The following is a 23,002-nucleotide window of genomic DNA, read 5'->3' as shown; positions in this document are numbered from 1 at the left end:
AACAGGCGCTGCCCGAACGACAGCCCTGCCGTCCCACAGCCGCGACAGGAGGCCACGCCCGCCACCTCATGTCCCGGGACCGAGGGCGTCCGGCCCCGGCCGCGGCGCTCGACCCAGGCCGAGGGCCGTTCCAGCTCGCCCCCAGCTCCGTAGCGGACGACTCGGGCGGCAGCCGGAACGCGTCCACGTCCAGTCACCGCACGCCCCGGCCTGAGGATCGGTCAGCGCTCGGGCGTGTCATGCGGGAATGAGCACGACCTTCTTACCGCCGGCACGTCCCGCAGTGACTCGGGTGAATGCAGCCGGCCCCTCGCTCAGCGGCAGAGGTTCCGGTGCGAGTTTCAAGGTTCCGGCCGCGGTCTGCTCCGCCAGCTGGGCAAGCTGCGCGGCGTTGGGCTCGATGTAGAGGTCCCAACTGGTGATCCCCCGTTCCCCGGAGGGAGCATCGGAGGTGAGCGAGCACAGCCGGCCGCCGTCGCGCACCAGAGGCAGAGCCGCGGCAGCCGTGCCTGCGGCGATGATGAGGGCAGCGTCGAATCCGCCGCGTACCGTGGTCGCCCAGTGCGGGTCGCGGTAGTCGACGACCTCCTTCGCTCCCAGACCGAGCAGACGCTCGGCACCGGTGGCAGACGCGGTCGCGGTCACCTCGACGCCCTGGGCCGCGGCGAGTTGGAGGGCCAGTGCTCCGGTGCCCCCGCCTCCGTTGGTGATCAGGAGCCGCTGTCCTCGGTTGAGTGCCAGCTTCTCCAAAGCCTGCAGCGCGGTGAGCCCGTTGACAGGCAGTGCCGCTGCGTGGGCGGCGTCCAGGTCGGGTGGGCAGGCCGCCGCATGATCCGCGCTGATCAGAACGCGTTCGGCCCAGAAGCCGCTCCCTCCGGGCAGCGGGGCTTCGTGCGCGAGCACCCGGTCGCCCACCGCAAACCGAGTGACACCCGCACCGACTCCCAGCACCTTCCCCGCGCCCTCCACTCCCAGCGCCGCCGGGAGCCGCAACCCCACGTCCCACCGAGCGTCGATCTCCAGTTCGTCCCACGGTCCGACCCCGGCAGCCTCCACCGCGACCAGGATCTGGCCCGGCCCGGGCGACGACGGTTCGGGCAGTTCCAGCAGGGCGACTTCCGCCTCCGCCGTGGACACTCCGCACGCCTTCATAGTGGATCGTTGTCCTCTCATTCGGTCCGGCCGACCGGGAGGTACTGGCCGGAATTCACATCAGGCATCGGTGTCGGACAGGGACATTCCGCACACTTTCACGGTAGATCTCCGTCCTCGCGCTCGGTTCGACCGACCCGTCCGGATCCGCAGCGGTCAGGGCCGCGGCGTTGCGTTGCCGGGACTCCGCGGAAGGTGCTGCCCAGCCGTTCGGTGGCGGCGAGACGGGCTCAGCCAGGGCGACGGCTCGCGGAGTTCCCGGTGCCGCGGTCGTCTAGACGAACGTGAACAGCTGGTCGGTCTCGAAGCGCGAGACCGGGCTGTGGTAGGCCTTCGCCGGGTCGGGGTAGCCGAGGGCCAGCAGCACGGTCGTGGTGTGTCCGGTTTCGCGGATCTTGAACGCCTTGTCGACACTGGTCGGGTCGAAGCCTTCGAGCGGCATGGCTTCGACGCCGAGTTCGGCGGCCGCCATCATGGTCAGACCCATCGCGAGGTAGGTCTGCTTTTCCATCCAGTGGTTCAGGTCCTTGTAGCCGTAGTTGCGCAGGTTGAGGAAGTCGCGGGTCATCGACTCCCACCGCGCTTGCTTGGCCGGGTCGGGGAACCGGCCGTCGGCCCGCTCCTTGTCGAACACCGCCTGGAGGTGGCCCTCGGGAAGGTCCGCCCTGGTGGTGAGGATGACGGTGTGCGAGGCGTTCAGGATCTTCTCGCTGTTGTCCTGGAACCGCTCACCGAGGTTGGCCGCCAGCCGCTCCTTTCCCTCGGGCGTGGCGAGGACGTAGAAGTGGTTGGGCTGCACGTTCGTCGACGACGGCGTCGAGCGCAGGAACCCCAGCAGTTGCTGGAGTGTCTCGTCGGGGATGGTCTTGCTGGGGTCGAAGTACCTGGTGAGGTGCTTGTTCATGAGCTTGCCGAGGTCCATGTCATCCTGCCTTTGGGTTGTGATCACGAGTTGAAGAGTCTGTGATTCGTGCTGAGCGGGTCAGTTCTTGGCGCGGGCGAGCAGTTCCTCGACGCGGCCGAAACTCATGCCTGTCGTCGCCGAGGCGAGGTCACCCGCGAGGAGTGCCTTCGCCGCCTCGTCGACCGCCCCCATCGCGTGGGTGTAGAGCAACGGCCCCAGGCTGATTCGCCTGACCCCGGCCTGCTGCAGTTGAGCGACGGTGAGCACCTTGTCCGCCGGTGACACCAGGACGTTGACCGGTGTGGGGGCGAGCGCGGTGACGATCGCGACGAGTGCGTCGAGGTCGGGTGGGAACGGCGCGTAGACCACGTCCGCGCCCACCTCGGCGAAGGCCGTCAGACGCCGGACGGTGTCGTCGAGATCGGGGCGCCCCTGGATGAAGTTGTCGGTCCGGCCGGTAACGACGATGCGTCCCCTCGACGCGGCGACGGCGCTACGGACGCGACTGACCGCTTCGTCGAAGTCACGGATCGGCCTGTCGGGATCGCCCGAGGTGTCCTCCACCCCGATACCGGCCAGGCCCACCTCCACGGCGGCCTCGACGGTCGCGGCGACGTCCTCGGGCGTGTCGCCGTATCCGTCCTCGAAGTCTCCGTTGACGGGCAGCCCTGTGAGGCTGCCGAGCAGCCGCGCGTGCTCAAGGTGCTCTTCACGGGTGACTTGGTGACGCCCGTCGAGGCGGCCCAGTGTGGCGGCGATCGCCGCGGACGATGTCGCGATCGCCTCGAAGCCGGCATCGGCCAGCATCAGCGCCGAGAGGCCGTCCCAGGCGTTGGGCATGACGAGGCCACCGTCGCGGGTGTGCAGCGCCATGAATTGCTCATAGAGTTCGGAGCCCGGCATGTCGCGCCTTCCTGAATGATCACCGACTCGGTGGCGGTCGCCGACCGCGTGTCCGAGCCGCGTCCTGACTCCGCCGGGGCCTCGGCAGACGAGACGATGCGGACCGTGAACGATTGCCGCGGACTCGATGAGCCGGGAGGACTCGCGGCCCCCGCCCACCGGGCTCACATGTGTCGCGCAGCAGGGCGGTGGGTCTCTCCGCGGGCCGCGCGGGGTACCGGCGGATCGGGCGCAGGGTTCACTGGCGCACGGTCGTATCGACCGGGTCGACGGCGGGGATGTCGAGGTCGGTCTGGTTGACGTTGTTGATGAAGTTGGTGAGCAGGAACTGCACCGCCACCGCGACGATGGCCAGGATCTGGGCATCGGTGTATCCGGCGCCCCGTACGTCCGCGAGGTCGGTGTCGCTGACCTGCCCGCGACTCTCGACCACCTGCCGCGCGAAGCGGGCGGCCGCGGCACGTTGGGGGTCGACGGAGCTTCCGGCGCGGCCGAGCTCGATGTCGTCGCCCGACATACCGCCGAATTCGGTCGCGACGTGGGTGTGCATCGCCAGGCAGTAACCGCAGCCGTTGGCCTGCGACACGGCCAGGGCAATGCTGTGCCGGGTCTTCCCGTCGAGAACCCGGCTCAGGGCGCCTTGCAGAGTCGTGACGACCTCGAGAACGACGGGGTTCGACGCGAGGGTCTTGAACATGTTCGGGACGAAGCCCAGCTGCGCACCAACGGTGCCGAGTATCTGCTGTGCGCCGGCAGGCACATCGTCTGGAGCGGGAGCGTTCAGTCGTGACACGGGGAATCGACCTTCGATCGGCGGGTGAACAGTTGTCGAGCCCGAGCCGGGCTCGCAGTGTTTCGGAGTTCCGCCGCAGCTCTTCCCATGGCGGCCACAGCCTCGAACTCGCCCGGGGTGCGGCCGGCCAAGGAGACCCGGAGGGGGAGGGGCGGCTCCGTCGGTGCCGAGTTCCGGTTCTCTTCCCTACCTCGAGCACCACACAGAAAGGACTATACAGACCAGAAATTTCTATGCAACCTCCCCTTGGAGGGAAGGCGTCCATCCGATCGCCCGCAAGACGCCCGAGACCGCGTCGGACCAGCAAAGTTGCAGTTCAACACTATTTCACAGCGCGGTTGCGAGAGAGTGCACTGACTGGATCGAGTGGATGCGGACCATGTCGCGCTGGTTCGTCTCGGTCCAGATCGATTGACATACCTGGACTATTTAGTCCTCGACACGGTGAGGCTCGACCAGGTCGAAGGCAACGCCCCGGATGCCTGCGCCGCCGTCTCGCGTCCGTCGAGGAGGAGGTGCTGGTCGCCATGGCCGTCGCAGCACAGAACCTCGGCTCCGCAATGCCGCGCCGGCTCGGCGTCACGACCCCGACCGGCGCCCGCCCGACCCTGCCCGCACCTCCGGCCGGGCGGAACCCTGCCGGAGGTCTTCGCCGAGGAGGCCCGGCGGTCACCGGCCGCCGGGGCGCACCGCGGCCGGTGAGTGCGGAACTGAGCGACGCGGGGCAGGTCCGGTCCCGTCTCACGAGCCACGACACCTTCGGCACCTTCGTGGAGGATCACCGGGCTGCCTTCTCTCGTCGGTCGCCCCTTATGGTCGTATTGGGGTCACAACTGATCCGGCCCCGTCGCTGCCCCTGGGGATCGAGGCCACCGCGCTTGTGATGCGCTCCACGACCGAGCAGCACGAGTGAGTAACGCACCCGAGGGAGACGCCATGCCCGCAGCCAGCGACGCTCGCCGCACGTCACGCGGTCTGGAGACCCGTTCACGGATCGTTGATTCGGCAGCCAAGCTGTTCTATGTCAGGGGCGTCAACGCCACCACGCTCGATGACATCCGCGTGGCGAGCGGAACGAGCAAGTCGCAGTTGTACAACCACTTCAAGGACAAGCGCGCGCTGGTCCACACCGTGATCGATGTCCAGTCGAGATCCGTCCTCGCCCGCGAGGAACAGCGCCTGCGCGGCGTGAAGACCCTCGCCGGTCTGCGCCGCTGGCGTGACGCCTTGGTCCAGGCCAACGCACTGCAGGACGGTTCGTACGGGTGCGCGCTCGGCGCGATGTCGATCGAGCTGTCCGACAACGACGAGCAGTCCCGCCAGGCGCTCAACGCATCATTCGACGCCTGGCAGCGGATGCTCGTCGAGACACTGGACCGGCTCCGCGACCTCGGCGTGCTCTCCGAAGACGCGGACCCGCGACGCCTGGGTACGGGTCTGCTCGCCGCCCTGCAGGGGGGTTACGTGCTCGCGCAGAACGCTCACAGCTCCGAGCCGATGGCCGTCGCGCTGGACATGGCCCTGGACCACATCGCGATCTTCGCTCGCGACTGAGCCCTCGCGGTCCGCAGGGCACCTTCGCGTCCGCTCCGGCAGGTCAGGCGAGCCTCGCGCACGACCTTGCCCGGCGCCCGGACGATTCGAGTCATGCGCGCCGGATGACCAGCACGGCCACGTCGTCCAGGTGGTCCACCGCTGCTACCGCGTCGAGCAGCCGGTCCGCGGTCGCCTCGACGCCGAGCCGGTCGTGGAGCGCTCGGCCGGCCAGCGCTCCCGCACGCTCCAGTCCGGCGTCCAGGGTCAGGCTTGGCCCTTCGACCACACCATCGGTGACCATGACCAGCGCGGTGCCCTCTTCCAAGGTGAAGGTCTCCTCGGGGTATTCGGTGCCGGACACGATTCCAAGGACCGGCCCCGGGGGAAGTGCGCGGACGGTGTGGCTGCCGTTGTCGCGCGCCTGAAGCAGTGGCACGTGGCCTGCGCTGGTCCCGACGACCTTTCCGTTCCGCGGATCGAGGTGCAGCATGGTGCAGCTTGCGAAGCGTGGCGCGTCCATCGCGACGAGCAACTCGTTCGTACGCGCCAGGACCGTTGCCGGGTCGGGCTCCTGGGCCGCGATCGCACGCATGGACAAGCGCACCTGGCCCATGAACACCGCGGCATCCACGTCGTGCCCTTGAGCATCGCCGATTTCCAGTGCCACCGCACCGTCGGGCAGGAAAAACGCGTCGTACCAGTCGCCACCGACATCCAGTCCATCCCGGCTGGGCTGATACCGGACGGCGATCTCCAGTCCCGCGAGGTGGTGCGGCAGCGTGGGGAGCATGCTCTCCTGGAGCGCCACGGACAGCTCGACGTGGGCTTGCTGCAGCCTGCTGGTCTTCAGCGCCTGGCCTGCCAATTCGGCCAGGGTCGTCAGGAAGGCGAGCTTCTCCGCCGACGGAACATGCTCCCTCTCGTACGTCACCACCCAGGCTCCGAGTGGCCGGTCGCCCTCCGGGCTGAGGGGGGTGATCGACAAAGCGGTGCCAGGGGCGGATCGCGGCAGGGGCAGGCCCTCGTCGTCCGGCCACCGGCGGGCCAGCTCCTCCTGGTTGCGGAAGATCTGCGCCTGACCGGTACGCATCGCATACGGCAACGGCCCGTCCTCATCCAGCGACAGACCGAGCAGAGCATCCACCTCCCACGTGGGGATCCCGCCGTCCGAGGAGACCCGCAGGCGACCCTCGTCGACGAGGGCGAAGAGAGCGCCGGAACCTCCCGCGGCCGCAGCGAGCCGGGCCAGGACGACCTGCTGCAGTTCCTGCTCGGTCGATGCGCTGAACAGGGCGGAGGAGAAGGCGGTGATCGCGTCCGCGCGGTCCCGCTCCGCGCTTGCCTCGGCCAGCGTCTCCTGACGGTGTGCCTCCGACTGGGTGTCGTCGCGAATCACCAGGAAGACCCGTTCGGGTCCGCCGTATCCCAACTGGATCCGGCGGACCTGACCGCCGAGAACGGCCCAGCCGTCGCGCTCGGTGAGAAACCGCAGTCTGGTCCACGAGGACCGGGCGGTCGCCGGGCCCGCCAGCCGCCGCACGTCCTTCCGGTCATCGGGGTGCACGCGCCTGATCATCTTTGACCTGGGCACCAACGCCTGCGGGAAGAGTGCGGCCAGGGCGGGCGCGCCGCCCAGCCACTCCAGCTGCTCGTCGGGGCGACACATGCACAGGCCGAGGCCGGCAGTCTTCGCCGCAAGCTGGAAGGGGATCAGCAAGCCGTACAGGTCGTGTCTCGCGTCCAGCGAATGCACCCACACAAGGCGCTCGCCGGTCGAGGATTCCGTCACCGCTCGGGCCTCCACCAGACAGACCACCGTCGCGGTGCCGGAACCGGGAAATTCCAGTACACGTATCGCGAGCGTCTTCGCCGTGGCCCCGTGCGTCAGCAGGCCCTCTGCCGAGATGCGCTGGTCCTCATGAAGGAGATCAATGAAGCAGCGGCCTGTGCACTGCTGCCGCGGCCTGCCCAGCTGCGCGGCCATCGCGGAGTTCAGGGAGCGGATGACACCATCCAGGGTCAAAAGCGCGGACGGTGTAGCCATCTGAAGAAGTTCGTCCGAGGCGTCCATTGGCCGCTCACTCCCGATCGTCGAGCGATATGACCTCGTCGTCCTTCAACAACTATCTGCCGCAGAGCGGGCCTCGTCCACGCAGCCGGTCTCTCTGGCCCGCACCGGCCGTCGGCGTGGATCGACCAACGCCGGTGATCGTCTTCGGACCGCGAAGGCCCTTCGCGGGAGCATTCCCCGACCGGGCGGAGACCCAGGCCGGTCCGGTCCTCCCGGGCGACCAAGAAAAAGGACCTTGAGGTCCCTTTTGGATCCTGCTAGCCTGCACAGCGGTAATCTGGCCCACGTGGCGGAACAGGCGCGCGACAGAAATGACTCCCGGCTGACCGAGCGCGGGCGGGCGACTCGGGAGCGCATTCTGAGGGCTGCCGCCGACATGATGTACGTCCGGGGCGTGTCTTCCACGACCCTCGACGAGGTCAGGGCGGCCAGCGGAACGAGCAAATCCCAGCTCTACCGCCACTACCCCGACAAGGATGCACTGGTGCGGGACGTTGTCGCATTGCAGGCCGCTGAACTGCTCAAACGTCAGCACCAGCTCCTTCAGCGGCTCAACTCCCTCCGCGGGCTGGAGCGCTGGCGGGACGCGCTGGTCGAACACAACGCGCTCCGTAACGGGGCGTACGGCTGCCCGCTCGGATCCCTCGCGAGCGAGTTGGCCGATCAGGACGAAGAGGCACGCGAGGCGCTCTCCCGGCACTTCGACACCTGGGAAGGACTGCTGGAGGCCGGGCTCGACCGTATGAAGGACTCAGGAGTCCTCCGCGCCGAGGCAGATGCCGAAGAGCTGGCCACCGGCCTCATGGCCGCGCTTCAGGGTGGCTACCTCCTTGCGCAGACAGCCCAGGACGTCAAGCCCATGAGGATCGCCCTGGACATGGCGATCGGCCACGTCAAGACCTACGCCGTACCCGCCGGGGACGCCGGTCCGCCGACGGAGGATCCGTCAGGGCACTGAGCCGGCTGCGCCAGGGCGGCACCGGAGGAAATCCGGTGCCGCACGTCAGGCGGGTCACGTCTCCGCCTCCGCCACCGGACCTTCACCGCCTCCCGGCGACCGCCACCGGACCTTCACCGCCTCCCGACGACCGTCGGCGGGCCCGACGGATTTTCGACGGCACAAGCCTGCGTCCGTCCTCACATTCCGCACCCGGCACAGTCCCTTCTGTGCCTGTGCGCAGCCCAGCCTTCAGTCGAAAGCGGAGAACCTCTCCCCATTAGAGGACTATTTAGTCCTGAAAACCGGCCGACTTACGGTACGTTTGGAGAGAGCGGTCCACTGCGGGCAGCTTGCAGTGAAGCCTCACGAGGATCTCCAGGGCGGTAAGCACCATGCACGTCGACCTCCAGTTCCCAACGGTCGGTCGCGTCCGGCTTCGCCAACAGGGGGCGAGGCCGGAGCCGGCCGCGGCAGCGTGCTGTCTGGGCTGCGTCGTTGCTCGGTTCAGGCGAACCGGCGAGCCCCTCGAAACCGGCGGAGCACGTGCCGGTCGGCTACGCCCCGACGGCGGACGCAGGTCACGTCCGCGCGCATGTCCGCCCGCCTGGGCGGTCTCTGCGGAAGCCGGGCGACAGTTCCGTGAACCCAGCCGACGGAAGCCGCCTGCCGGAGAGCCAACGGGACGCTCTGGACCTGAACAGGTTCAAGGTGACGACGACAGGGGCGCCGAAAGACCGTCGCGCCGGCAGCCGACCGGCTGAGGGACGGGCGTGCCGGGCGCGACCAGAGCGGCGTTCACCGGGCGCGTCGCGCGGCCGGGCCCAGCTGACCCGATACGCCGTCGGCTGCCGTCACTGCCGACGCCGTGCGGACACCGCTGTTCGTCCGGCGATGAGGAAGACACCACCCCGGGGCCCCGGCCGGCCGGTCCGGGCACTCGATGAACGAGGAGTTGATCACCATGGACGGAGAGCAACTGCGGAAGATCGCGGGCGCCAGCACCGCGGAGCTGCCCGGCGCCGGCCTGGAGCACCGCTCCGGCCCCGACTGGGACCTCTACAAGGTCGGCGGCAAGGTCTTCATGCTCATGACTGACATGCCGGGGCACCCTGTCGTGATCCTGAAAGCCGATCCGGACGACGCCGTGGCCCTGCGGGAGCGGCACAAGGACATCACCCCCGGCTATCACATGAACAAGAGGCACTGGATCACGGTGGAAGGCGGGGGCACCGTGGACGAGGAGCTGGTGAAGGAACTCGTGATCGACTCCTACCGTCTCGTGGTCGGCGGCCTTCCCACGTCCGAGCAGCCCGTGGATCCTCGCACCTACGGCCGCCGGGCCTGACCGTCGTCATGCCCGCCGAGCCTCCCCATGTCCGCACCACGGCCAGTCCGGCACAGCTGCGGCAAGCCTTCCGAAGTGATGTGAAGCGAGCGGGGCGGGGGGTCCGCCGCGCGCTGACCGAAGCCCTGCGCGAAGCGGTCCGCAGCGGCCGTCTGACGCCCGGGACACGGCTGCCCTCCTCCCGCCGGCTCGCCGCCGAGCTCGGGGTTGCCCGCAACACCATGGCGGCTGCGTACGGCGACCTCGTCGCCGAGGGATGGCTCACCGCCCGCGCCGGCTCGGGCACACTCGTGACCGACACGATGCTCACTCGGCCGGCCCTGGCCCGCGCAGCCGCCGAGCCGTCAGGAGAACTCCGGTACGACCTGATCCCAGGCAGCCCCGACCTCACCGCATTTCCTCGTGCTGCCTGGCTGAAGGCCACACGCCGCGCCCTCACCGCGGCTCCCGACGACGCGTTCGGCTACGGTGACCCCCGCGGCCGGCCTGAGCTACGGGCCGCACTCGCCGACCATCTCGCACAGGCCCGGGGCGTACACACGAGTCCGGACCACATACTGATCTGCGCCGGCGTCTCCCACGGTCTCCAGATCCTCGGCGAAGTCCTGGCCGGCCGGCGGGCACGGAGTGTCGCCGTCGAGCCCTACGGGCCGGACAGGTACCGCGGCCTGCTGGCCGCCGCGAGCCTGGAGACCCTCCCGCTTCCCTGGGATCCTCACGGAACCGACCCGGTCCCGCCTGAGGGCACCGATGCGGTCCTGCTCACGCCGGCCCACCAGTTCCCGCTGGGCACGACGCTCCAGCGCGATCGCCGGACGGCTGTCGTGGACTGGGCCAGACGGACAGGCGGGCTGGTCCTGGACGATGACTACGACGGCGAGTTCCAGTTCGACCACCAGTCCGTCGGAGCGCTGCAGGGACTGGCTCCAGACTGCGTGGTCTACCTGGGTACCGCCAGCAATACCCTCGCTCCTGGCCTGCGGCTGGCCTGGATGGCGCTGCCTCCCGCGCTCGCTGAGGAAGCTGTGGCGGCCAAGGGACAGATCGACTCGTGCGAGGTGTTGAGCCAGCTGACCATGGCGGAATTCATCACCTCCGGCGCCTACGGCCGTCACCTGCGTGCCGCCCGCCGGCGTTACCGCGATCGGCGAGACTCCTTGGTCACAGCCCTGGCCCGGCACGCCCCCAAGGTGCAGGTGACGGGGACATCGGCCGGCCTGCATACCATGCTCAGTCTGCCGTCCGGCGCCGAGCAGGGTGTCCTTCAGTCGGCGGCCCGGCAAGGACTCAGAGTGGCCGGCCTGTCTCGATACCGCCATGCGCGGTCCCGGCACGCCATGCCCGACGCCCTCGTCGTGGGCTACGGGACGCCCTCCGACGCCGTGTGGCCTCAGGCACTCTCCGCGCTCATGGGGATCCTTTCCTGACGCGCCCCAAGCGGCCGAGAGCTCGAACGCTGTGCTCTCCAGGTACGAGGTCTCACGTCCTGGCCGCCCGGGGTGCGCCGCCGGGAAGCCACTCGCGGAGGGAGCCGGCCGGCGGGTTTCGAGGGAGCCGGGCGCTCCTTCCGAGGCGCCGAACGGCAATGCCCTCCACCGGGCGCCGGTGATGGGCTGATCGGTCCAGGCGGCTTGTTGCTGCTTGCCGGACACAACCTGCTGGCCTGCTTGGCCGGGGTTGGAACTGGCTGTCCGGTTGAATGGTGTCCGTGGAGGGCGGCGTCCTGGATGGTGTCTGAGGGGCCGAAGGAGGTGCCGGGCCCCAGTGGGGCAATCAGTACGGCCAATCCCACGACGATCCACAGTCGCGGCGTGCCATGGGCGGGTACGCGGTCCCGCCGCAGGGGTTCGCTGCCGCCGGATTCAGACAGAAGGCCAGCCAGCCGTACGGCCCCACGACCACCCCGCCGCGCGCCGTACCTGTCTGCAAGGATCCCGGGTTCGGATGGCTAGGCTGGATCCGGAAGCTCAAGGAGGTTGCGATCTGTATGGGTGACGGGCACGGGCCCGGGCGGTCCGAGCAGGAGGAGTCGCTCGGAGCCGGATGGGAGAGGCACCGGCCCGCCGTTTTCGGTGTGGCCTACCGGGTGTTGGGAAGCGTGGCCGATGCCGAGGACGTGACCCAGGATGTGTGGCTGCGGGCGGCCGGCGCGGATCTGCAGGGCATCGGTGATCTGCGGTCCTGGCTGGTGACGGTGGCCGCGCGGCGGTCGTACGACATTCTCAAGAGCGCCCGGGTCCGGCGGGAGACCTACGTCGGACCGTGGCTGCCTGAGCCGCTCCTGACGGGGCCGGACGCGTCGCAGCCGGTACTCGTCGATGAATCCGTCAGTTCGGCGATGCTGCTGATCATGGAGGAGCTGTCCCCGCCGGAGCGGGTGGCTTTCGTCCTGCACGATGTCTTCGGTGTCGAGTTCGGCGAGATCGCCGACGTACTGGACGTCTCCGTGCCGGCTTCCCGGCAGCTCGCCTCTCGGGCACGACGGCGGGTGGCCAAGGCGAAGCAGTCCGTGCCGCAGGCGTCGAAGGCGGAACGCGAACACGTCCTGGCGGTCTTCCGCTCCGCGTACGAAGCAGGGGACCTGGCCGGCTTGGTCAGACTCCTCCACCCGGACGCCGTCTATGTCACCGACGGTGGCGGCAAGATCTCCGCGGCACGCAAGCTCATCCACGGCGGCGAGCGCGTCGCCGCGGTCATGGTCCGCGTGGGGCGCCAGTGGCACCCGGACCGCATCGACTTCGCCGAGGTCGGCGGCGAGCTCGCTTTGGTGTTCTACCGCGAAGGCCGGGTCTACTCCGTCGACACGGTCCAGATCACAGGCGGTCTGATCACCGCGTACCGCAGGGTCGTCAATCCCGAAAAACTTCTGCGCGTCTGAGTTGTCACACCCGGAGGGGCTGCCTCGTCTCCCTGATGAGAACGCGAAACGGGCGACGAAGGAATACGCGAGCAGGAAATCGATCATGCCGAACGGCATACGTCCCGCCGCATCCGCGTCTTCCCGATGCCGAGCCGCTACGAGCTCTGCGTAACGGACTGCGTGTTCGGGTCGCCCCTCCCCGTAAGGACCTGTATGCAAGCCATCACTGTTCGAGACCGTGACGCCGGTCTTGCCGGGCTGTCCCTGACGGACATGCCCTACCCCCATGCGGCCGAGAACGACGTCATCGTGCGGGTGCACGCTGCCGGGTTCACCCCTGGCGAGCTGGACTGGCCGGGTACGTGGGTCGATCGGGCGGGCCGCGACCGAACGCCAAGCGTGCTCGGGCATGAGTTGTCGGGGGTCGTCGTGGAGCTCGGGTACGGCACCACCGGCCTGAGTGTCGGCCAGCGGGTGTTCGGCCTGGCCGACTGGGCCCGCAACGGCTCGCTCGCCGAGTACGCCGCGGTGGAAGCCCGAAACCTCGCGCCGCTGCCGGCGGACATCGACCACTCCCTGGCCGCCGCACTGCCGATCTCCGGGCTGACCGCCTGGCAGGGCCTGTTCGACCACGGCCGCCTCACCACCGGCCAGACCGTGCTGGTCCATGGTGCCGCGGGCGGAGTCGGCTCGATCGCGGTACAGCTCGCCCGCGAGGTCGGCGCCCGCGTCATCGGCACCGGCCGGGCATCCGACCGGGACAGGGCACTCGCCCTGGGTGTCGACACCTTCCTGGACCTGCAGAACGAAAAGCTGGAGGACGTCGGCGAGGCCGACGTCGTGTTCGACGTGATCGGCGGCGACATCCTCGACCGCTCGGCCACCCTGGTCCGGGCCGGTGGCGTGCTCGTCAGCATCGCCATGCCGCCCAAGGTCCGGCCCAGGCACGGGCGGGCCGTCTTCTTCGTGGTCGAACCCGACCGTGCCCGGCTCATCGACCTCGCCACGCGGCTGAGGGACGGACGGCTCAAGCCGATCGTCGGCGCCGTGCGGCCGCTTGCCGAAGCACCCGCCGCATTCGCCCCCGGCCCGCGCACCCCCGGTAAGACGATCATCCGCATCACCGAAGACCGAACAGGAGGCGCCTCGTGATCACCATGCGGATCGCCGGCGGCCTCCTGGCCGTCGCCACGCTGGCTGGGGCCACCGGCTGTACCGCCGTGGCCCAGCGCACCCACGCCAAGACGCCGACCGCCACCGCGACCTCGACGCACCCCGCCGAAAGCCTCACCCCCCTGCTCCAGCAGGCTCTGCCGAACGTGACGGGCAAGACGTTCACCTCTGCGGTCGTCGACTTCCCGCCCAGCGCACGCGCCGTGCCGCACCGTCACGGCCAGGCGTTCGTCTATGCCTACGTCCTCGAAGGAACCGTACGCAGCAGGCTCGACGGCCAGCCCGTGACCACCTACCACCAGGGCGAGAACTGGGTCGAGCAGCCCGGCGCGCACCATGTCCTCACCGAGAACACCAGCCGGGCCGAACGAGCCGAGCTCCTGGTCGTCTTCGTCTCCGACACCGGTGACAAGCTCAAGGTCGACGACCCGAGAGCCTAGCCCGGGGCACGCAGCGGGCAGCAACGCACCGCACGAACTCGGCCTCTGCCAAAACACCCCCCATCGGCCACCAAGAAGCGCCCGAAGCGCGACGCAAGGCCGCACGAACACATCGCCACACGAACACATCGAAGGAACCAAGACCGACACCCAGCGCGTCAACATCGGCAAGCAGCATCCGGCCGCCTACAAGGCTCTTCTCGCCCTGTCGTCAGAGGTTCAGGAGACCGTTGCCGCAGCGGGACTTGACCCACTCCTGGTCGAGTTGCTGAAAATCCGCACCTCCCAGATCAACGGCTGTGCGTTCTGCCTGCGCATGCACACCCGCGACGCCCTCGAGAAGGGCGAGAACCCCGACCGGATCGCCGTGCTGCCCGCATGGGAGGAGACCGGCTACTTCTCCGACACCGACCGCGCAGCCCTCCGCTTGACCGAGGCGATCGCATACGTGGCCGACGGACACGTCGGCGACGAGGACTACAACGCCGCCTCGGCCGTACTCACCACGGACCAGGTCTCGGCGGTCGCCTGGCTGGCAACCGTGATGAACGCCTTCAACCGTGTCGCGATCACCAGCCGGTACCCGGTCGGCAACTGACCCGACAGTGGCACCGGGGGTGATGCGGGCTGCCGGGGTGTTCACCGTCGTGATGATGGGAGCGCGCCACCGGGCCGCGGATGATGGATTCCCTCGTCGGGACGGCGGCCCTGTTCGGTGTCGCACGCTGTCAGGGTGACGGCATGGTGCGCCGGGTGCGCGGATCGTGCCGGCTGGTCGTGCCGGTGTGCGGGTTGCGTGCCGCGATGACGGTGAACACGGTGGCGAGGAGGGCGAAAGCGCCGTAGCCGAGCGCGATCCTCGGTAGCGAAAGGGCGTGGGACAGCTGGCCGGTGATGAGGCTGGGAACGGTCGCGCCGCTGTAGCTGAGGAGGTACACCACGGCGAAGATCGGAGCCCGGTCCGTCAGACCGCTCCCGGACAGAAGGCCGCGGGTCGTGCCACTGATGGCGATGCCCTGACCTGCCCCGGCGACGATGGTTGCGGTGATGAACAACGGAAGCGAACCGGTCGCGATCGCTGTGATGATGCCGCTCCAGCCGGCGAAGAAGGCCGCCATACCGATGCGTTGCGCTCCCGCCGGTGCGAATCGGCCGCTGAGGGGAGCCCCCAGCGCGCTGGGGGCCATGTAAGCGGCGAACACCAGTCCCAGGACGAGTGGACTGTGCGTGCGGAGCTGGTCTTCGACCAGCGCGGGCACGAAGGCCTGGTAGAACGCCCCGGTGGCCCAGGTGGACAGGAGTATCGCGGCTGTGACGGCGAGCAGATGCCTGACCGGGACCGGTATGCGGACAGTGGGCTTCAGCGATCGCCACGCGCCTGGGGCCGGGGCCACGGTGTCCGGGCTGATGGCGATGAGCACGGTGGACAGCAGAAGCAGGCCGATGGAAATGAGGTAGATGAGGTCGCGTGGCCAGGGGCCGAACTGGACCAGGGCACCGGAGACGATGGCCCCCGCGGCAAGGCCGAGCATGACTGTCTGGCTGGACGCGACGGAAGCCAGCCAGGCCGGCCTTGCGGGTGCGGTGTCGACGATGTACGCGGTGAGGCTGCTGCTGGCCAACCCGGCCCCCAGGCCCATCAGGAGCCGGCCTGCGATCAGGACGCCTATGTGGTGCACGTTCAACAGCACCAGGCAGCCCAGCACGAGCAGGCCGAGGCTGGCGAGGGCCGCGTGCCGCCGGCCCACATGGTTGGACAGCCGCCCCAGTACCAGCAGCGTGCTGATCGTGGCGGCCGAGTAGGCGACGACTGTCATCGAGATGCCCGCGTTGGTGAACCCGTCCTGGGCCCGGTAGACGTTGAACAGAGGGATCGTCGAGCCCACCGCGGCAAACGCCGCCGCCAGGGAGAACACCGCGGACAGGAATGCGCGCCTGAATGTTCTGCCCTGACGATCCTGGCTGGGCGCTGGGGCCACATCATGCATCGAGCAGTGTCCTTTTCTCGTTCTGCGTCGGACGGCACACCGGCTTCTGCCGTGGACGGTGGCAGCCGGCCCTGCGACTGCTGGCACCTGCGGGTTCCGTCTTGGCGTCACGGCTGTGGTTCGCCCCGTAGGTTCGCCCGGCCCGTCGATCATGCATTAACGGGACTGTTTCGTCCAGACGACGATGCATCTCACCATCACATGATGCTCACACTCTCACATTCTTGGACCCTGACGTCCTCTTTGGAGTTAGGCTGAAGGTGGTGAACCGAGGGCCGAGCCGAGACGCAGCAGCCCGCTGGATCGGCCGGCTCGAGCAGGACGGACCGTCCTGCGCAGGCAGGGCCCCAAACACAAGGAGGCGTCCCGTGAAGGCGATTGTGGTGACGGATCAGGCAGCGGGGACGTCCGGGATGGCACTGACCGAGCGTCCGGAGCCGCAGGCCGCGGGCAACGACGTGGTGGTTGAGTTCACGCGTCGGGTTTCACGCCGGGCGAGCTGGAGTGGCCCTCGACCTGGGTCGATCGTCTCGGCCGTGACCGGACGCCATCCATTCCCGGCCACGAGGTGGCCGGAGTGGTGAGCGCCCTCGGCTACGGCACCAGGGGGCTGTCGGTCGGACAGCGGGTGTTCGGGCTGGCGGACTGGACGCGTGACGGCACTCTCGCGCAGTACGTGGCCATCGAGGCCCGTAACCTCGCGCCGCTGCCGGGTGATGTCGACTTCACGGTGGGTGCGAGCCTGCCGGTCTCCGCCCTGACGGCCTGGCAGGGACTGTTCGTGCACGGCCGCTTCCACGCCGGGCAGAGCGTTCTCGTACACGGCGCAGCGGGAGGCGTCGGCTCGCTGGTGACGCAGTTGGCCCGCCAGGCCGGCGCCTACGTCATCGGAACCGGACGCACCCCCGACCGGCAGGCCGCGATGGAGTTCGGGGCGCAGGAGTTCGCCGACCTCGGCAACGACGCGCTGGAAGACGTCGGGGGCATCGATCTGGTCTTCGACGTGATCGGTGGCGACATCGGGAAGCGGTCGGCAGGTCTGGTACGAGCCGGCGGGATGCTGGTGACCATCGCCGGTCCGGCCGAGACGCAGCCGAAGGACGGCCTGGCGGTCGACTTCGTCGTCGAAGCCGACCGCGCACAGCTGACTGAGGTCGTCCAGCGAGTCCGGGACGGACGCCTACGCACGAACATCGGCCAGGTCGTCACCCTCGACGACGCCGTTTCCGCTTTCGACCCGGCCGAGCGGGTCAAGGGCAAGACCATCGTTCGCCCGTGAGGCCACCGCGCCCGCCCGGACACATCCAGCAAAGGACCACACCGTATGACCAGCCCAACCGAGCCGAACCGCTCGACCGTCGGCGACGTGGCGAGGGCAGACCCAGGCCTCACCGCGCAGGACCGTGCCGCCCTCGTCGACGATGGCCGCGACGATCCCCGTGCTCTGGCGTTCGACTTCGACGTCGTCAACGACGCGAGGACCGGTGTCTACGAGGCCAAGGCGGGTGACACAGAGGTGGCAGGACTGACCTACAAGTCCGCCGGCGAGAACCGACTCGTGCTGCTGGCGACCTCTGTGCTCCCCGGATTCCGCAACCGGGGGATCGCCACCGAGCTGATCCGACGTGTCCTGGAGGACGTGCGCGCACAGGGGAAGACGGTCACCATCACGTGCCCGATCGTGCGCACCTTCATCGAGCGCAACCCGGCGTACGCCGACCTCGTCGACCCCGAGCACCCGGGAGCCAAGAGAGCCGCACCGGTCCTGGACCAGCCCTTCAGGCCGCCCCGGGGAGAAGTCCAGACGGTGACGACGGGCGCCGAGGCCGAGGCAGCCGCCCTGGAGGAGAACAACGCGACCCTCATCGCCGCCCTGGACAAGGAGGGTCCCGACGAGGTGGAGTCGAGCTGGGAGCTCGATGTCATCCATGACACGGAGCGCAGCCGGTGGTTCGCGGCCATCGGACCCGAAGCGATCGCGGAACTCTCGTACCGGTTCGTCGGCGGCCGCATCGTGTTGCTGACGACCTGGGTCGACCCCGCCTATCGCCACCACCGGGTCGCCGGGGAGCTCATCGCGCGCGTGCTGGACGCGATACGCCCAACCGGAAAAACAATCACCGTCATCTGCCCGGTCGTGGGCGAGTTCATCGCCCGCAACCCGCAGTACCGCGATCTCATCGACAAGGTCCGTCCTGGGGCCGGCGCCTACCCCCAGCACAGCCCCGCACATGGGGCGGACGACCGGAAACAGACCGCCGCGTGCGACAACGACCTGACATAGCCACCGGGCATCCGTATGCGGTTCGACTCTTCCAGTGCGCGTCATCACACCGCGCCGGCCGCCCCCGGTCAGGGACCGACACAGCGATCGCCGGCAGCGGCAGCGGCTGCGCAGCGCGGGCGGTGGTCCGGCGACCGCCAGAGGCGTCAGGAGTCGCCGGACACCTCGGATGGGTGACGGAGCAGTCCGGCGCTGGTTTCACGTCAGGAACCGGCAACGTGCTTGCGAACGTTCACGGATCCCGGTCGCGTGCATCGCCGAGGCGCTGACGTCTCACGAGGACGGCCCTCGGCCCGCAGTTCGAACCATATTGTCTTGCCGGTGGCCGTCCGGACACTGCCCCAGGCGCCCGCGAGCAGGTCGAGAAGTTCGATGCCCCGGCCGTTCTCGGCATCCGTGCCGGCGGCGCCGCGCGCGGGGCTGGAGGATTCGGTGTCCTCGACCTCGCACAGCAGGCGGGAGTGGCGCAGCTGCAGGTTGAGCCGGAGCGGGCCGCGGGTGTGCCGCAACGCGTTGGTGACCAGTTCGCTGACCAGAAGCTCGGCGGTGTCGGCGAGATCACTCACGTCCCAGGCGCCCAGTTGTGCGGTCACCAGGCGCCGGGCCTGCCCCACGGAGGTCAGTTCCCGCCGCAGAGGCCAGGAGGCGTCCCAGGCGGTGGCGCAGCCGCGCGGTGCGTCGAACGGGCGCAGCGGCGCGAGCAGGCGGGACCACAGAGCCCACTGCCGGGCGAGCCGCGACGGTGCAGCGGGGCGAGAGGACTGCCTTCCCCGGCGAGAGGCCGTGCGGTGGCCGATGACCCAGGCGGCCATGGGGATCAGTCCCTTCGCTGCCGACCGGGCGGACGGCTTGCCGACGATCGGGTCCGGCGTACGCCAGACCCGTATGTAGCAGTCGCTACACCTAAAATATATATGTAGCTACCGCTACAGTAAATACGTACCCAAAACTCCCATAAAGGACGGTCGGGAATGCCTGGCCGCCCACACCCAGGAGCCTTCATGCCCCGCCCGCCCGATCCAGCCAAGCGACGTGATCTTCTCGACCGGATCCGCGAGTACGTCACGCGCAACGGCGTCGCGGACCTGTCCCTGCGCCCTCTCGCCAAGGCCCTGGGCACCAGCGACCGCATGCTCCTGTACTACTTCGGCACCAAGGAACAGATGGTCGCCGAGGCCCTCGACGTCTACGAGCGCCGGCCCCTCCTGCGCACCCGAGTACTGCTGGAGACCATCGGCGCGCCCGCGAGCCCCGCGGACCTGCGCCGCTTCCTGGAGGAAGTGTGGCGCCAGTTCAGCGACCCCGAGCTCCGCGGGGCACTTCCTCTCTACTTCGAGATCATGAGCACCAGCGTGCTCCATCCCCACCGCTACGGACCCGTCATGCGCGACATCGTCGCCGAATGGACCCTCCTCTACACCACCGTCTTCCGCGACCTCGGCATGCCCCAGGAGCAAGCACGCACACAGGCCACCCTGCTGACCGACGCCTCCCTCGGCCTGCTGATCGCCCCGCTGGCCGACGGCCACTGGGACCGGTCCCACAAAGCCTTCCACGCCCTCCTCGACATCCTGGAACCCGGATGGCACACCCCGACGTGAACCTCCCTGCCGGACACCGGACCGGGCATCGACATCGCCTGGCCGGCTCCAGCACCCGCTGGAACTGGCGCGCGGGCCTGGCCACGCGCAGGCGGTGGCCGTGGTGGACGTTCAGCAGCGCGTTCAGGACGCTGGAGTCGCCGAAGGCCATCTCGGCCGCGTCCACGACGACCGCGGCGTGAGTGGCGGCCGCGCCCAGCGGCGCGGAAGCCGGCAGGGACACGGAGTTGGGGTCGAAGGCGCCGTGGACGACCACGACCCACACCCCCTGCCCCTCGTACCTGACCGGCCCGCGATCGCCGACATCGACACCGTCACCACCCACCTGCCTCTCCGGCGCGGTGCCGTCCTCGCCGCCCTCCCCCGCGCCGAGCGCACAGCGATCCCGCACCCCGCGAGGTCAGCGGGCGGGGGACGGGCACGAGGGTGAAGTCCGTGCCGGATCGGGCGCGTTGGGGCCGACTGCCCGGCTTTAACGGTCTATACCAATGCCGGAGCGCCTGGCGTCCTCCCTTCACGGTCGGGACCACGGTGCGATCGCCGCGCCGCAAGGGCACTCACCCCGTGACGTCGAGGGCGGTGCCGCCCTCGCCCCTCACACGTCCGGGGCGGTCGTCGTGTCGGGAGAGCCGCCCCCCTGCCGGCCCCTGGGGCGCGGCGAGTGGTCGCAGTCGCTTGTCCGGGCGGCGCCGGCCTGCCCGTGGCGGTGACGCGGGCTCAACCCTCCGGGGCGGCGCGACTCGGGGTACCGTGCCGTGGCCGAACGGCTGATACGCGACAGGGGAGCCGGAAGACGGGCGTCCGTTTAATTCATGACGGATATCCCACCCCCCGTAACCCTGCCGGGAGTTCTTCTACGTCCACGGTCGAGGCTTGAGTTCCGTTTTCGGGATTTGAACAATGTTCACGTCTCGTCGGCGCCGGAAAGCCTCGGCAGAAGTGCCGCGCGGGACCACGGAATCAGCGAGCCAGCCGGCATTCGTGACGGAAAAGGCGCGGCGCGATTCCACGGTGCGCGGTCCGCCAGGAAGGCTCCGGAACCGCTGCCCACTCGGGTGCGCATCGCAGGCGATCAAGGACATGCGACGCCTTCACGGAAAAGGCAGCATCGCGGACAGAACCTCACTCAACTCCGCGAAGGGGCAGGCTCATCGCGGTACCGAGGGGCGGAGCCGAGGGGGAAACGGGCCTTTTCCGGCACCGCTCCGGCGACGCAGCCCCCTACGCCTCCATCCGCGGGTGACCGGGCGTCACGGACGGCACCCTGCGCGTGCAGGCCGGGCCGAGGCGCTCCCCGCGGCGCGAGGAGTGGCACGACAAACGGCTACCGGCGGTAACGAGGGTGCCACACACCGGTCACCGGTCTGGACCAGCGCAGGCACCCCGTGACCTCGGCCCGCAACCGACGCGGCGGTCGCCTCGCAGCTCAGTGGCCGTCGGGGTAACGCCCCCGTCCGTTGGGCAGTTCACCGGAGGTGGATTCCTCCAGGAGCTGGGTGTATTTGCGCGAGAGTGCCTCGTAACGCTCGTCCGTGCCGCGTGCACCCCGTTTGCGCCGGGTCATGACATAAAGAGCGACAGGCCCGGTGATCATCGAGACGACCGGTATCAGGCCCCACCACGGCATGGGTGTTCCTCCGCTGAGTCTGGTTTCGAGGGAGCACGGCGGCTGCCCAGGCCCACAGTATGCCCTCGGCTCAGTCCGACCAATCTCGTTGCCCCCGCACCCGCTTTCTTTCCCATAAGTCGTCTGGTGTTTCGCTTCTACCTCTGGACGCACGGCGTGATCGCTTCTAAGTTCCCGTCCCGGCAACGTTTTTGTTCGCGACCTGTGACCCGGGTGCGGACAACTGCGCCCCTTTGCGACCCAGTTGGTGCATCAATCACCCCAATGATGTGAGAGGCTGTGGAAAAAACAGGCGCCCCGCCAACCGACGGTATGTTTTCCGTGCAGCCCCCCACCGAACCGTCCCCCGGGCGGCCGCGGTTCCTGGTGCTCGGGCTGCTCGCCATCACGGACGGCCGCGAGACGGTCGTACTGACCCCCTCCCGGCCCGCCTCGCTCCTCGCCGCCCTCCTGCTCCACCCCGGCTCCGTCGTCTCCACCGGCTTCCTCCAGCGCGTCGTCTGGGGCAGCAGCCCGCCCGCCGGCGGCAAGTCCGCCCTGCACACCTGCGTGCTGCGCCTGCGCCGGCTGTTCGCCAAGTACGGCGTGGCCGACCACGCCATCGAGGCCGTCCCCGGCGGGTACCGGCTGCACGCCGACGCCGACACCCTCGACCTGCTGCACTTCCGCGACCTGCTCGCCCGTTCGTACGCCGAGGACGACCCCGAGGCCGCGCTCCGGCTGGCCCGGGCCGCTCTCGGGCTGTGGAAGGAGCCACTCCTCGGCAACGTCCACTCCGACGAGCTGCACCGCGACCATGTTCCGCGCCTCGCGGAGGAGCGGCTGCTCGCCGTGGAGCGGGTCTTCGACGGCGAACTGCGCCTGGGGCGGCACCGCGAGCTGATCGCCGAGGCCCGTGAGGCCGTCCGGGTCCATCCCGGACACGAGGGGCTCTCCGCCCTGCTCATCGAGGCGATGTACCGCTCCGGGCGGCGCGGCGAGGCCCTCGCCGAGTACCGCAGGATCCACAGCCATCTGGCCGGGGAACTGGGGGTGGAACCCGGAGCGGTGCTGCGGCGCCTCCAGTTGGCCGTGCTGCGCGGCGACCCGTCCGGCGGACCCCTCGTACTCCCCCCGGCGGGCACCCCGCCGGCGGCCGGCGGTACCCCGGCCGCCGAACCCGGTGGGTCGGCCGGCACCGCCTCCGGAGCGCTCGTGCTGCGGTCGCTCGTCGACGCCGGACTGCTTCAGGAGGGCCCGGCCGACCGCTACCGCGTCCATGACCTGCTGCGCCTCTTCGTCAAGGCGGCCGGCACCACCCTGGCGGCCTCCGCCACGCACGACCCGACCGACCTGCGTCCGTCGGCCGTCGGCTGACCACCCCCTGCTCCCCGGAGGTTTCGAAA

Annotated in this window: 20 protein-coding genes and 1 pseudogene; 13 read left to right on the top strand and 8 right to left on the bottom strand. The window is 69.3% G+C overall.

Annotation, left to right across the window (positions count from 1 at the left end):
• Positions 1-237: 237 nt before the first annotated feature.
• From ACZ4O3_RS34370 to ACZ4O3_RS34355, 4 genes are all read right to left on the bottom strand, one after another.
• Positions 238-1,137, bottom strand: coding sequence for a zinc-binding dehydrogenase (locus ACZ4O3_RS34370; protein ID WP_467726052.1), 900 nt, complete (start codon positions 1,135-1,137; stop codon positions 238-240).
• Positions 1,138-1,426: 289 nt separating this feature from the next.
• Positions 1,427-2,074 carry a nitroreductase family protein gene (locus ACZ4O3_RS34365; RefSeq protein WP_362713709.1) on the bottom strand — a complete coding sequence of 216 codons (648 nt, stop codon included), beginning with the start codon at positions 2,072-2,074 and terminating at the stop codon, positions 1,427-1,429.
• Positions 2,075-2,134: 60 nt separating this feature from the next.
• The gene (locus ACZ4O3_RS34360) at positions 2,135-2,959 is read right to left on the bottom strand and encodes an isocitrate lyase/PEP mutase family protein (protein ID WP_467726050.1); all 825 of its coding nucleotides are present in this window, start codon (positions 2,957-2,959) and stop codon (positions 2,135-2,137) included.
• Between the two features lie 238 nt (positions 2,960-3,197).
• Positions 3,198-3,752: a carboxymuconolactone decarboxylase family protein gene (locus ACZ4O3_RS34355; protein ID WP_467726048.1), complete on the bottom strand. Its 555-nt coding sequence runs from the start codon at positions 3,750-3,752 to the stop codon at positions 3,198-3,200.
• A 936-nt stretch (positions 3,753-4,688) separates the two neighbouring features.
• Between ACZ4O3_RS34355 and ACZ4O3_RS34350 the strand changes: the two genes are divergently transcribed.
• Positions 4,689-5,306, top strand: coding sequence for a TetR/AcrR family transcriptional regulator (locus tag ACZ4O3_RS34350; protein ID WP_467726046.1), 618 nt, complete (start codon positions 4,689-4,691; stop codon positions 5,304-5,306).
• Between the two features lie 91 nt (positions 5,307-5,397).
• Here the strand turns inward: ACZ4O3_RS34350 and ACZ4O3_RS34345 are convergent, their stop codons facing one another.
• Positions 5,398-7,359: a SpoIIE family protein phosphatase gene (locus ACZ4O3_RS34345; protein WP_467726044.1), complete on the bottom strand. Its 1,962-nt coding sequence runs from the start codon at positions 7,357-7,359 to the stop codon at positions 5,398-5,400.
• A gap of 286 nt (positions 7,360-7,645) precedes the next feature.
• Here ACZ4O3_RS34345 and ACZ4O3_RS34340 point away from each other — a divergent pair, with 286 nt between their 5' ends.
• The 7 genes from ACZ4O3_RS34340 to ACZ4O3_RS34310 all read left to right on the top strand — a co-directional run bounded on the left by ACZ4O3_RS34340 (position 7,646) and on the right by ACZ4O3_RS34310 (position 14,715).
• Entirely contained in the window at positions 7,646-8,317 is a 672-nt protein-coding gene (locus ACZ4O3_RS34340; protein WP_362713700.1) for a TetR/AcrR family transcriptional regulator, read from the top strand.
• Between the two features lie 943 nt (positions 8,318-9,260).
• A complete protein-coding gene (locus ACZ4O3_RS34335; RefSeq protein WP_362713698.1) occupies positions 9,261-9,644 on the top strand; it encodes an MmcQ/YjbR family DNA-binding protein in 384 nt (127 codons plus the stop codon).
• An 80-nt stretch (positions 9,645-9,724) separates the two neighbouring features.
• Positions 9,725-11,071 carry a MocR-like pyridoxine biosynthesis transcription factor PdxR gene (gene pdxR / locus ACZ4O3_RS34330; RefSeq protein WP_467726042.1) on the top strand — a complete coding sequence of 449 codons (1,347 nt, stop codon included), beginning with the start codon at positions 9,725-9,727 and terminating at the stop codon, positions 11,069-11,071.
• 560 nt (positions 11,072-11,631) lie between these two features.
• Complete coding sequence (gene sigJ / locus ACZ4O3_RS34325; RefSeq protein ID WP_362713694.1) at positions 11,632-12,522, top strand: RNA polymerase sigma factor SigJ; 891 nt, start codon at positions 11,632-11,634, stop codon at positions 12,520-12,522.
• Between the two features lie 195 nt (positions 12,523-12,717).
• Positions 12,718-13,656 (top strand): NADP-dependent oxidoreductase, encoded by a 939-nt coding sequence (locus ACZ4O3_RS34320; RefSeq protein ID WP_467726040.1) that lies wholly within the window; start codon positions 12,718-12,720, stop codon positions 13,654-13,656.
• 5 nt (positions 13,657-13,661) lie between these two features.
• Complete coding sequence (locus ACZ4O3_RS34315; RefSeq protein ID WP_467726114.1) at positions 13,662-14,117, top strand: cupin domain-containing protein; 456 nt, start codon at positions 13,662-13,664, stop codon at positions 14,115-14,117.
• On the top strand, positions 14,014-14,715 hold the full coding sequence (locus ACZ4O3_RS34310; RefSeq protein ID WP_467726038.1) for a carboxymuconolactone decarboxylase family protein: 702 nt from the start codon (positions 14,014-14,016) through the stop codon (positions 14,713-14,715). The genes ACZ4O3_RS34315 and ACZ4O3_RS34310 overlap by 104 nt, the downstream gene beginning before the upstream one ends.
• A 130-nt stretch (positions 14,716-14,845) precedes the next feature.
• Here ACZ4O3_RS34310 and ACZ4O3_RS34305 read toward each other — a convergent pair whose 3' ends face one another.
• A complete protein-coding gene (locus ACZ4O3_RS34305) occupies positions 14,846-16,033 on the bottom strand; it encodes an MFS transporter (protein ID WP_362713689.1) in 1,188 nt (395 codons plus the stop codon).
• Between the two features lie 440 nt (positions 16,034-16,473).
• Here ACZ4O3_RS34305 and ACZ4O3_RS34300 point away from each other — a divergent pair.
• Both ACZ4O3_RS34300 and ACZ4O3_RS34295 read left to right on the top strand, forming a co-directional pair.
• Positions 16,474-17,384: pseudogene (locus ACZ4O3_RS34300) on the top strand (NADP-dependent oxidoreductase).
• Between the two features lie 45 nt (positions 17,385-17,429).
• Positions 17,430-18,389: a GNAT family N-acetyltransferase gene (locus tag ACZ4O3_RS34295; RefSeq protein ID WP_467726036.1), complete on the top strand. Its 960-nt coding sequence runs from the start codon at positions 17,430-17,432 to the stop codon at positions 18,387-18,389.
• Positions 18,390-18,592: 203 nt separating this feature from the next.
• Here ACZ4O3_RS34295 and ACZ4O3_RS34290 read toward each other — a convergent pair whose 3' ends face one another.
• Positions 18,593-19,201 (bottom strand): ATP-binding protein, encoded by a 609-nt coding sequence (locus tag ACZ4O3_RS34290; protein WP_362713684.1) that lies wholly within the window; start codon positions 19,199-19,201, stop codon positions 18,593-18,595.
• Between the two features lie 189 nt (positions 19,202-19,390).
• Between ACZ4O3_RS34290 and ACZ4O3_RS34285 the strand changes: the two genes are divergently transcribed.
• Both ACZ4O3_RS34285 and ACZ4O3_RS34280 read left to right on the top strand, forming a co-directional pair.
• Positions 19,391-19,990, top strand: coding sequence for a TetR/AcrR family transcriptional regulator (locus tag ACZ4O3_RS34285; RefSeq protein WP_362713682.1), 600 nt, complete (start codon positions 19,391-19,393; stop codon positions 19,988-19,990).
• Positions 19,972-20,172, top strand: a complete 201-nt coding sequence (locus ACZ4O3_RS34280; protein ID WP_467726034.1) for a hypothetical protein — start codon at positions 19,972-19,974, stop codon at positions 20,170-20,172. Before ACZ4O3_RS34285 ends, ACZ4O3_RS34280 begins: the two co-directional genes overlap by 19 nt.
• A 1,244-nt stretch (positions 20,173-21,416) precedes the next feature.
• Here the strand turns inward: ACZ4O3_RS34280 and ACZ4O3_RS34275 are convergent.
• Positions 21,417-21,617 (bottom strand): hypothetical protein, encoded by a 201-nt coding sequence (locus tag ACZ4O3_RS34275; RefSeq protein WP_362731930.1) that lies wholly within the window; start codon positions 21,615-21,617, stop codon positions 21,417-21,419.
• Positions 21,618-21,938: 321 nt separating this feature from the next.
• Here ACZ4O3_RS34275 and ACZ4O3_RS34270 point away from each other — a divergent pair, with 321 nt between their 5' ends.
• Positions 21,939-22,973: an AfsR/SARP family transcriptional regulator gene (locus ACZ4O3_RS34270; protein ID WP_467726032.1), complete on the top strand. Its 1,035-nt coding sequence runs from the start codon at positions 21,939-21,941 to the stop codon at positions 22,971-22,973.
• Positions 22,974-23,002 lie beyond the last annotated feature (29 nt).

This window comes from Streptomyces sp. NPDC026515 (genome assembly GCF_055567595.1).
The sequence above is the reverse complement of the archived record's forward strand: the minus strand, read 5'-3'. Positions and strand labels throughout refer to the sequence as shown.

Coding starts and splice junctions, on each gene's coding strand:
- ACZ4O3_RS34285 (WP_362713682.1), top strand. CDS start 19,391: ATGCCCCGCCCGCCCGATCCAGCCAAGCGACGTGATCTTCTCGACCGG.
- ACZ4O3_RS34345 (WP_467726044.1), bottom strand. CDS start 7,359: ATGGACGCCTCGGACGAACTTCTTCAGATGGCTACACCGTCCGCGCTT.
- ACZ4O3_RS34315 (WP_467726114.1), top strand. CDS start 13,662: ATGCGGATCGCCGGCGGCCTCCTGGCCGTCGCCACGCTGGCTGGGGCC.
- ACZ4O3_RS34295 (WP_467726036.1), top strand. CDS start 17,430: ATGACCAGCCCAACCGAGCCGAACCGCTCGACCGTCGGCGACGTGGCG.
- ACZ4O3_RS34360 (WP_467726050.1), bottom strand. CDS start 2,959: ATGCCGGGCTCCGAACTCTATGAGCAATTCATGGCGCTGCACACCCGC.
- ACZ4O3_RS34320 (WP_467726040.1), top strand. CDS start 12,718: ATGCAAGCCATCACTGTTCGAGACCGTGACGCCGGTCTTGCCGGGCTG.
- ACZ4O3_RS34275 (WP_362731930.1), bottom strand. CDS start 21,617: ATGCCGTGGTGGGGCCTGATACCGGTCGTCTCGATGATCACCGGGCCT.
- ACZ4O3_RS34365 (WP_362713709.1), bottom strand. CDS start 2,074: ATGGACCTCGGCAAGCTCATGAACAAGCACCTCACCAGGTACTTCGAC.
- ACZ4O3_RS34280 (WP_467726034.1), top strand. CDS start 19,972: ATGGCACACCCCGACGTGAACCTCCCTGCCGGACACCGGACCGGGCAT.
- ACZ4O3_RS34350 (WP_467726046.1), top strand. CDS start 4,689: ATGCCCGCAGCCAGCGACGCTCGCCGCACGTCACGCGGTCTGGAGACC.
- sigJ (WP_362713694.1), top strand. CDS start 11,632: ATGGGTGACGGGCACGGGCCCGGGCGGTCCGAGCAGGAGGAGTCGCTC.
- ACZ4O3_RS34335 (WP_362713698.1), top strand. CDS start 9,261: ATGGACGGAGAGCAACTGCGGAAGATCGCGGGCGCCAGCACCGCGGAG.
- ACZ4O3_RS34290 (WP_362713684.1), bottom strand. CDS start 19,201: ATGGCCGCCTGGGTCATCGGCCACCGCACGGCCTCTCGCCGGGGAAGG.
- ACZ4O3_RS34310 (WP_467726038.1), top strand. CDS start 14,014: ATGTCCTCACCGAGAACACCAGCCGGGCCGAACGAGCCGAGCTCCTGG.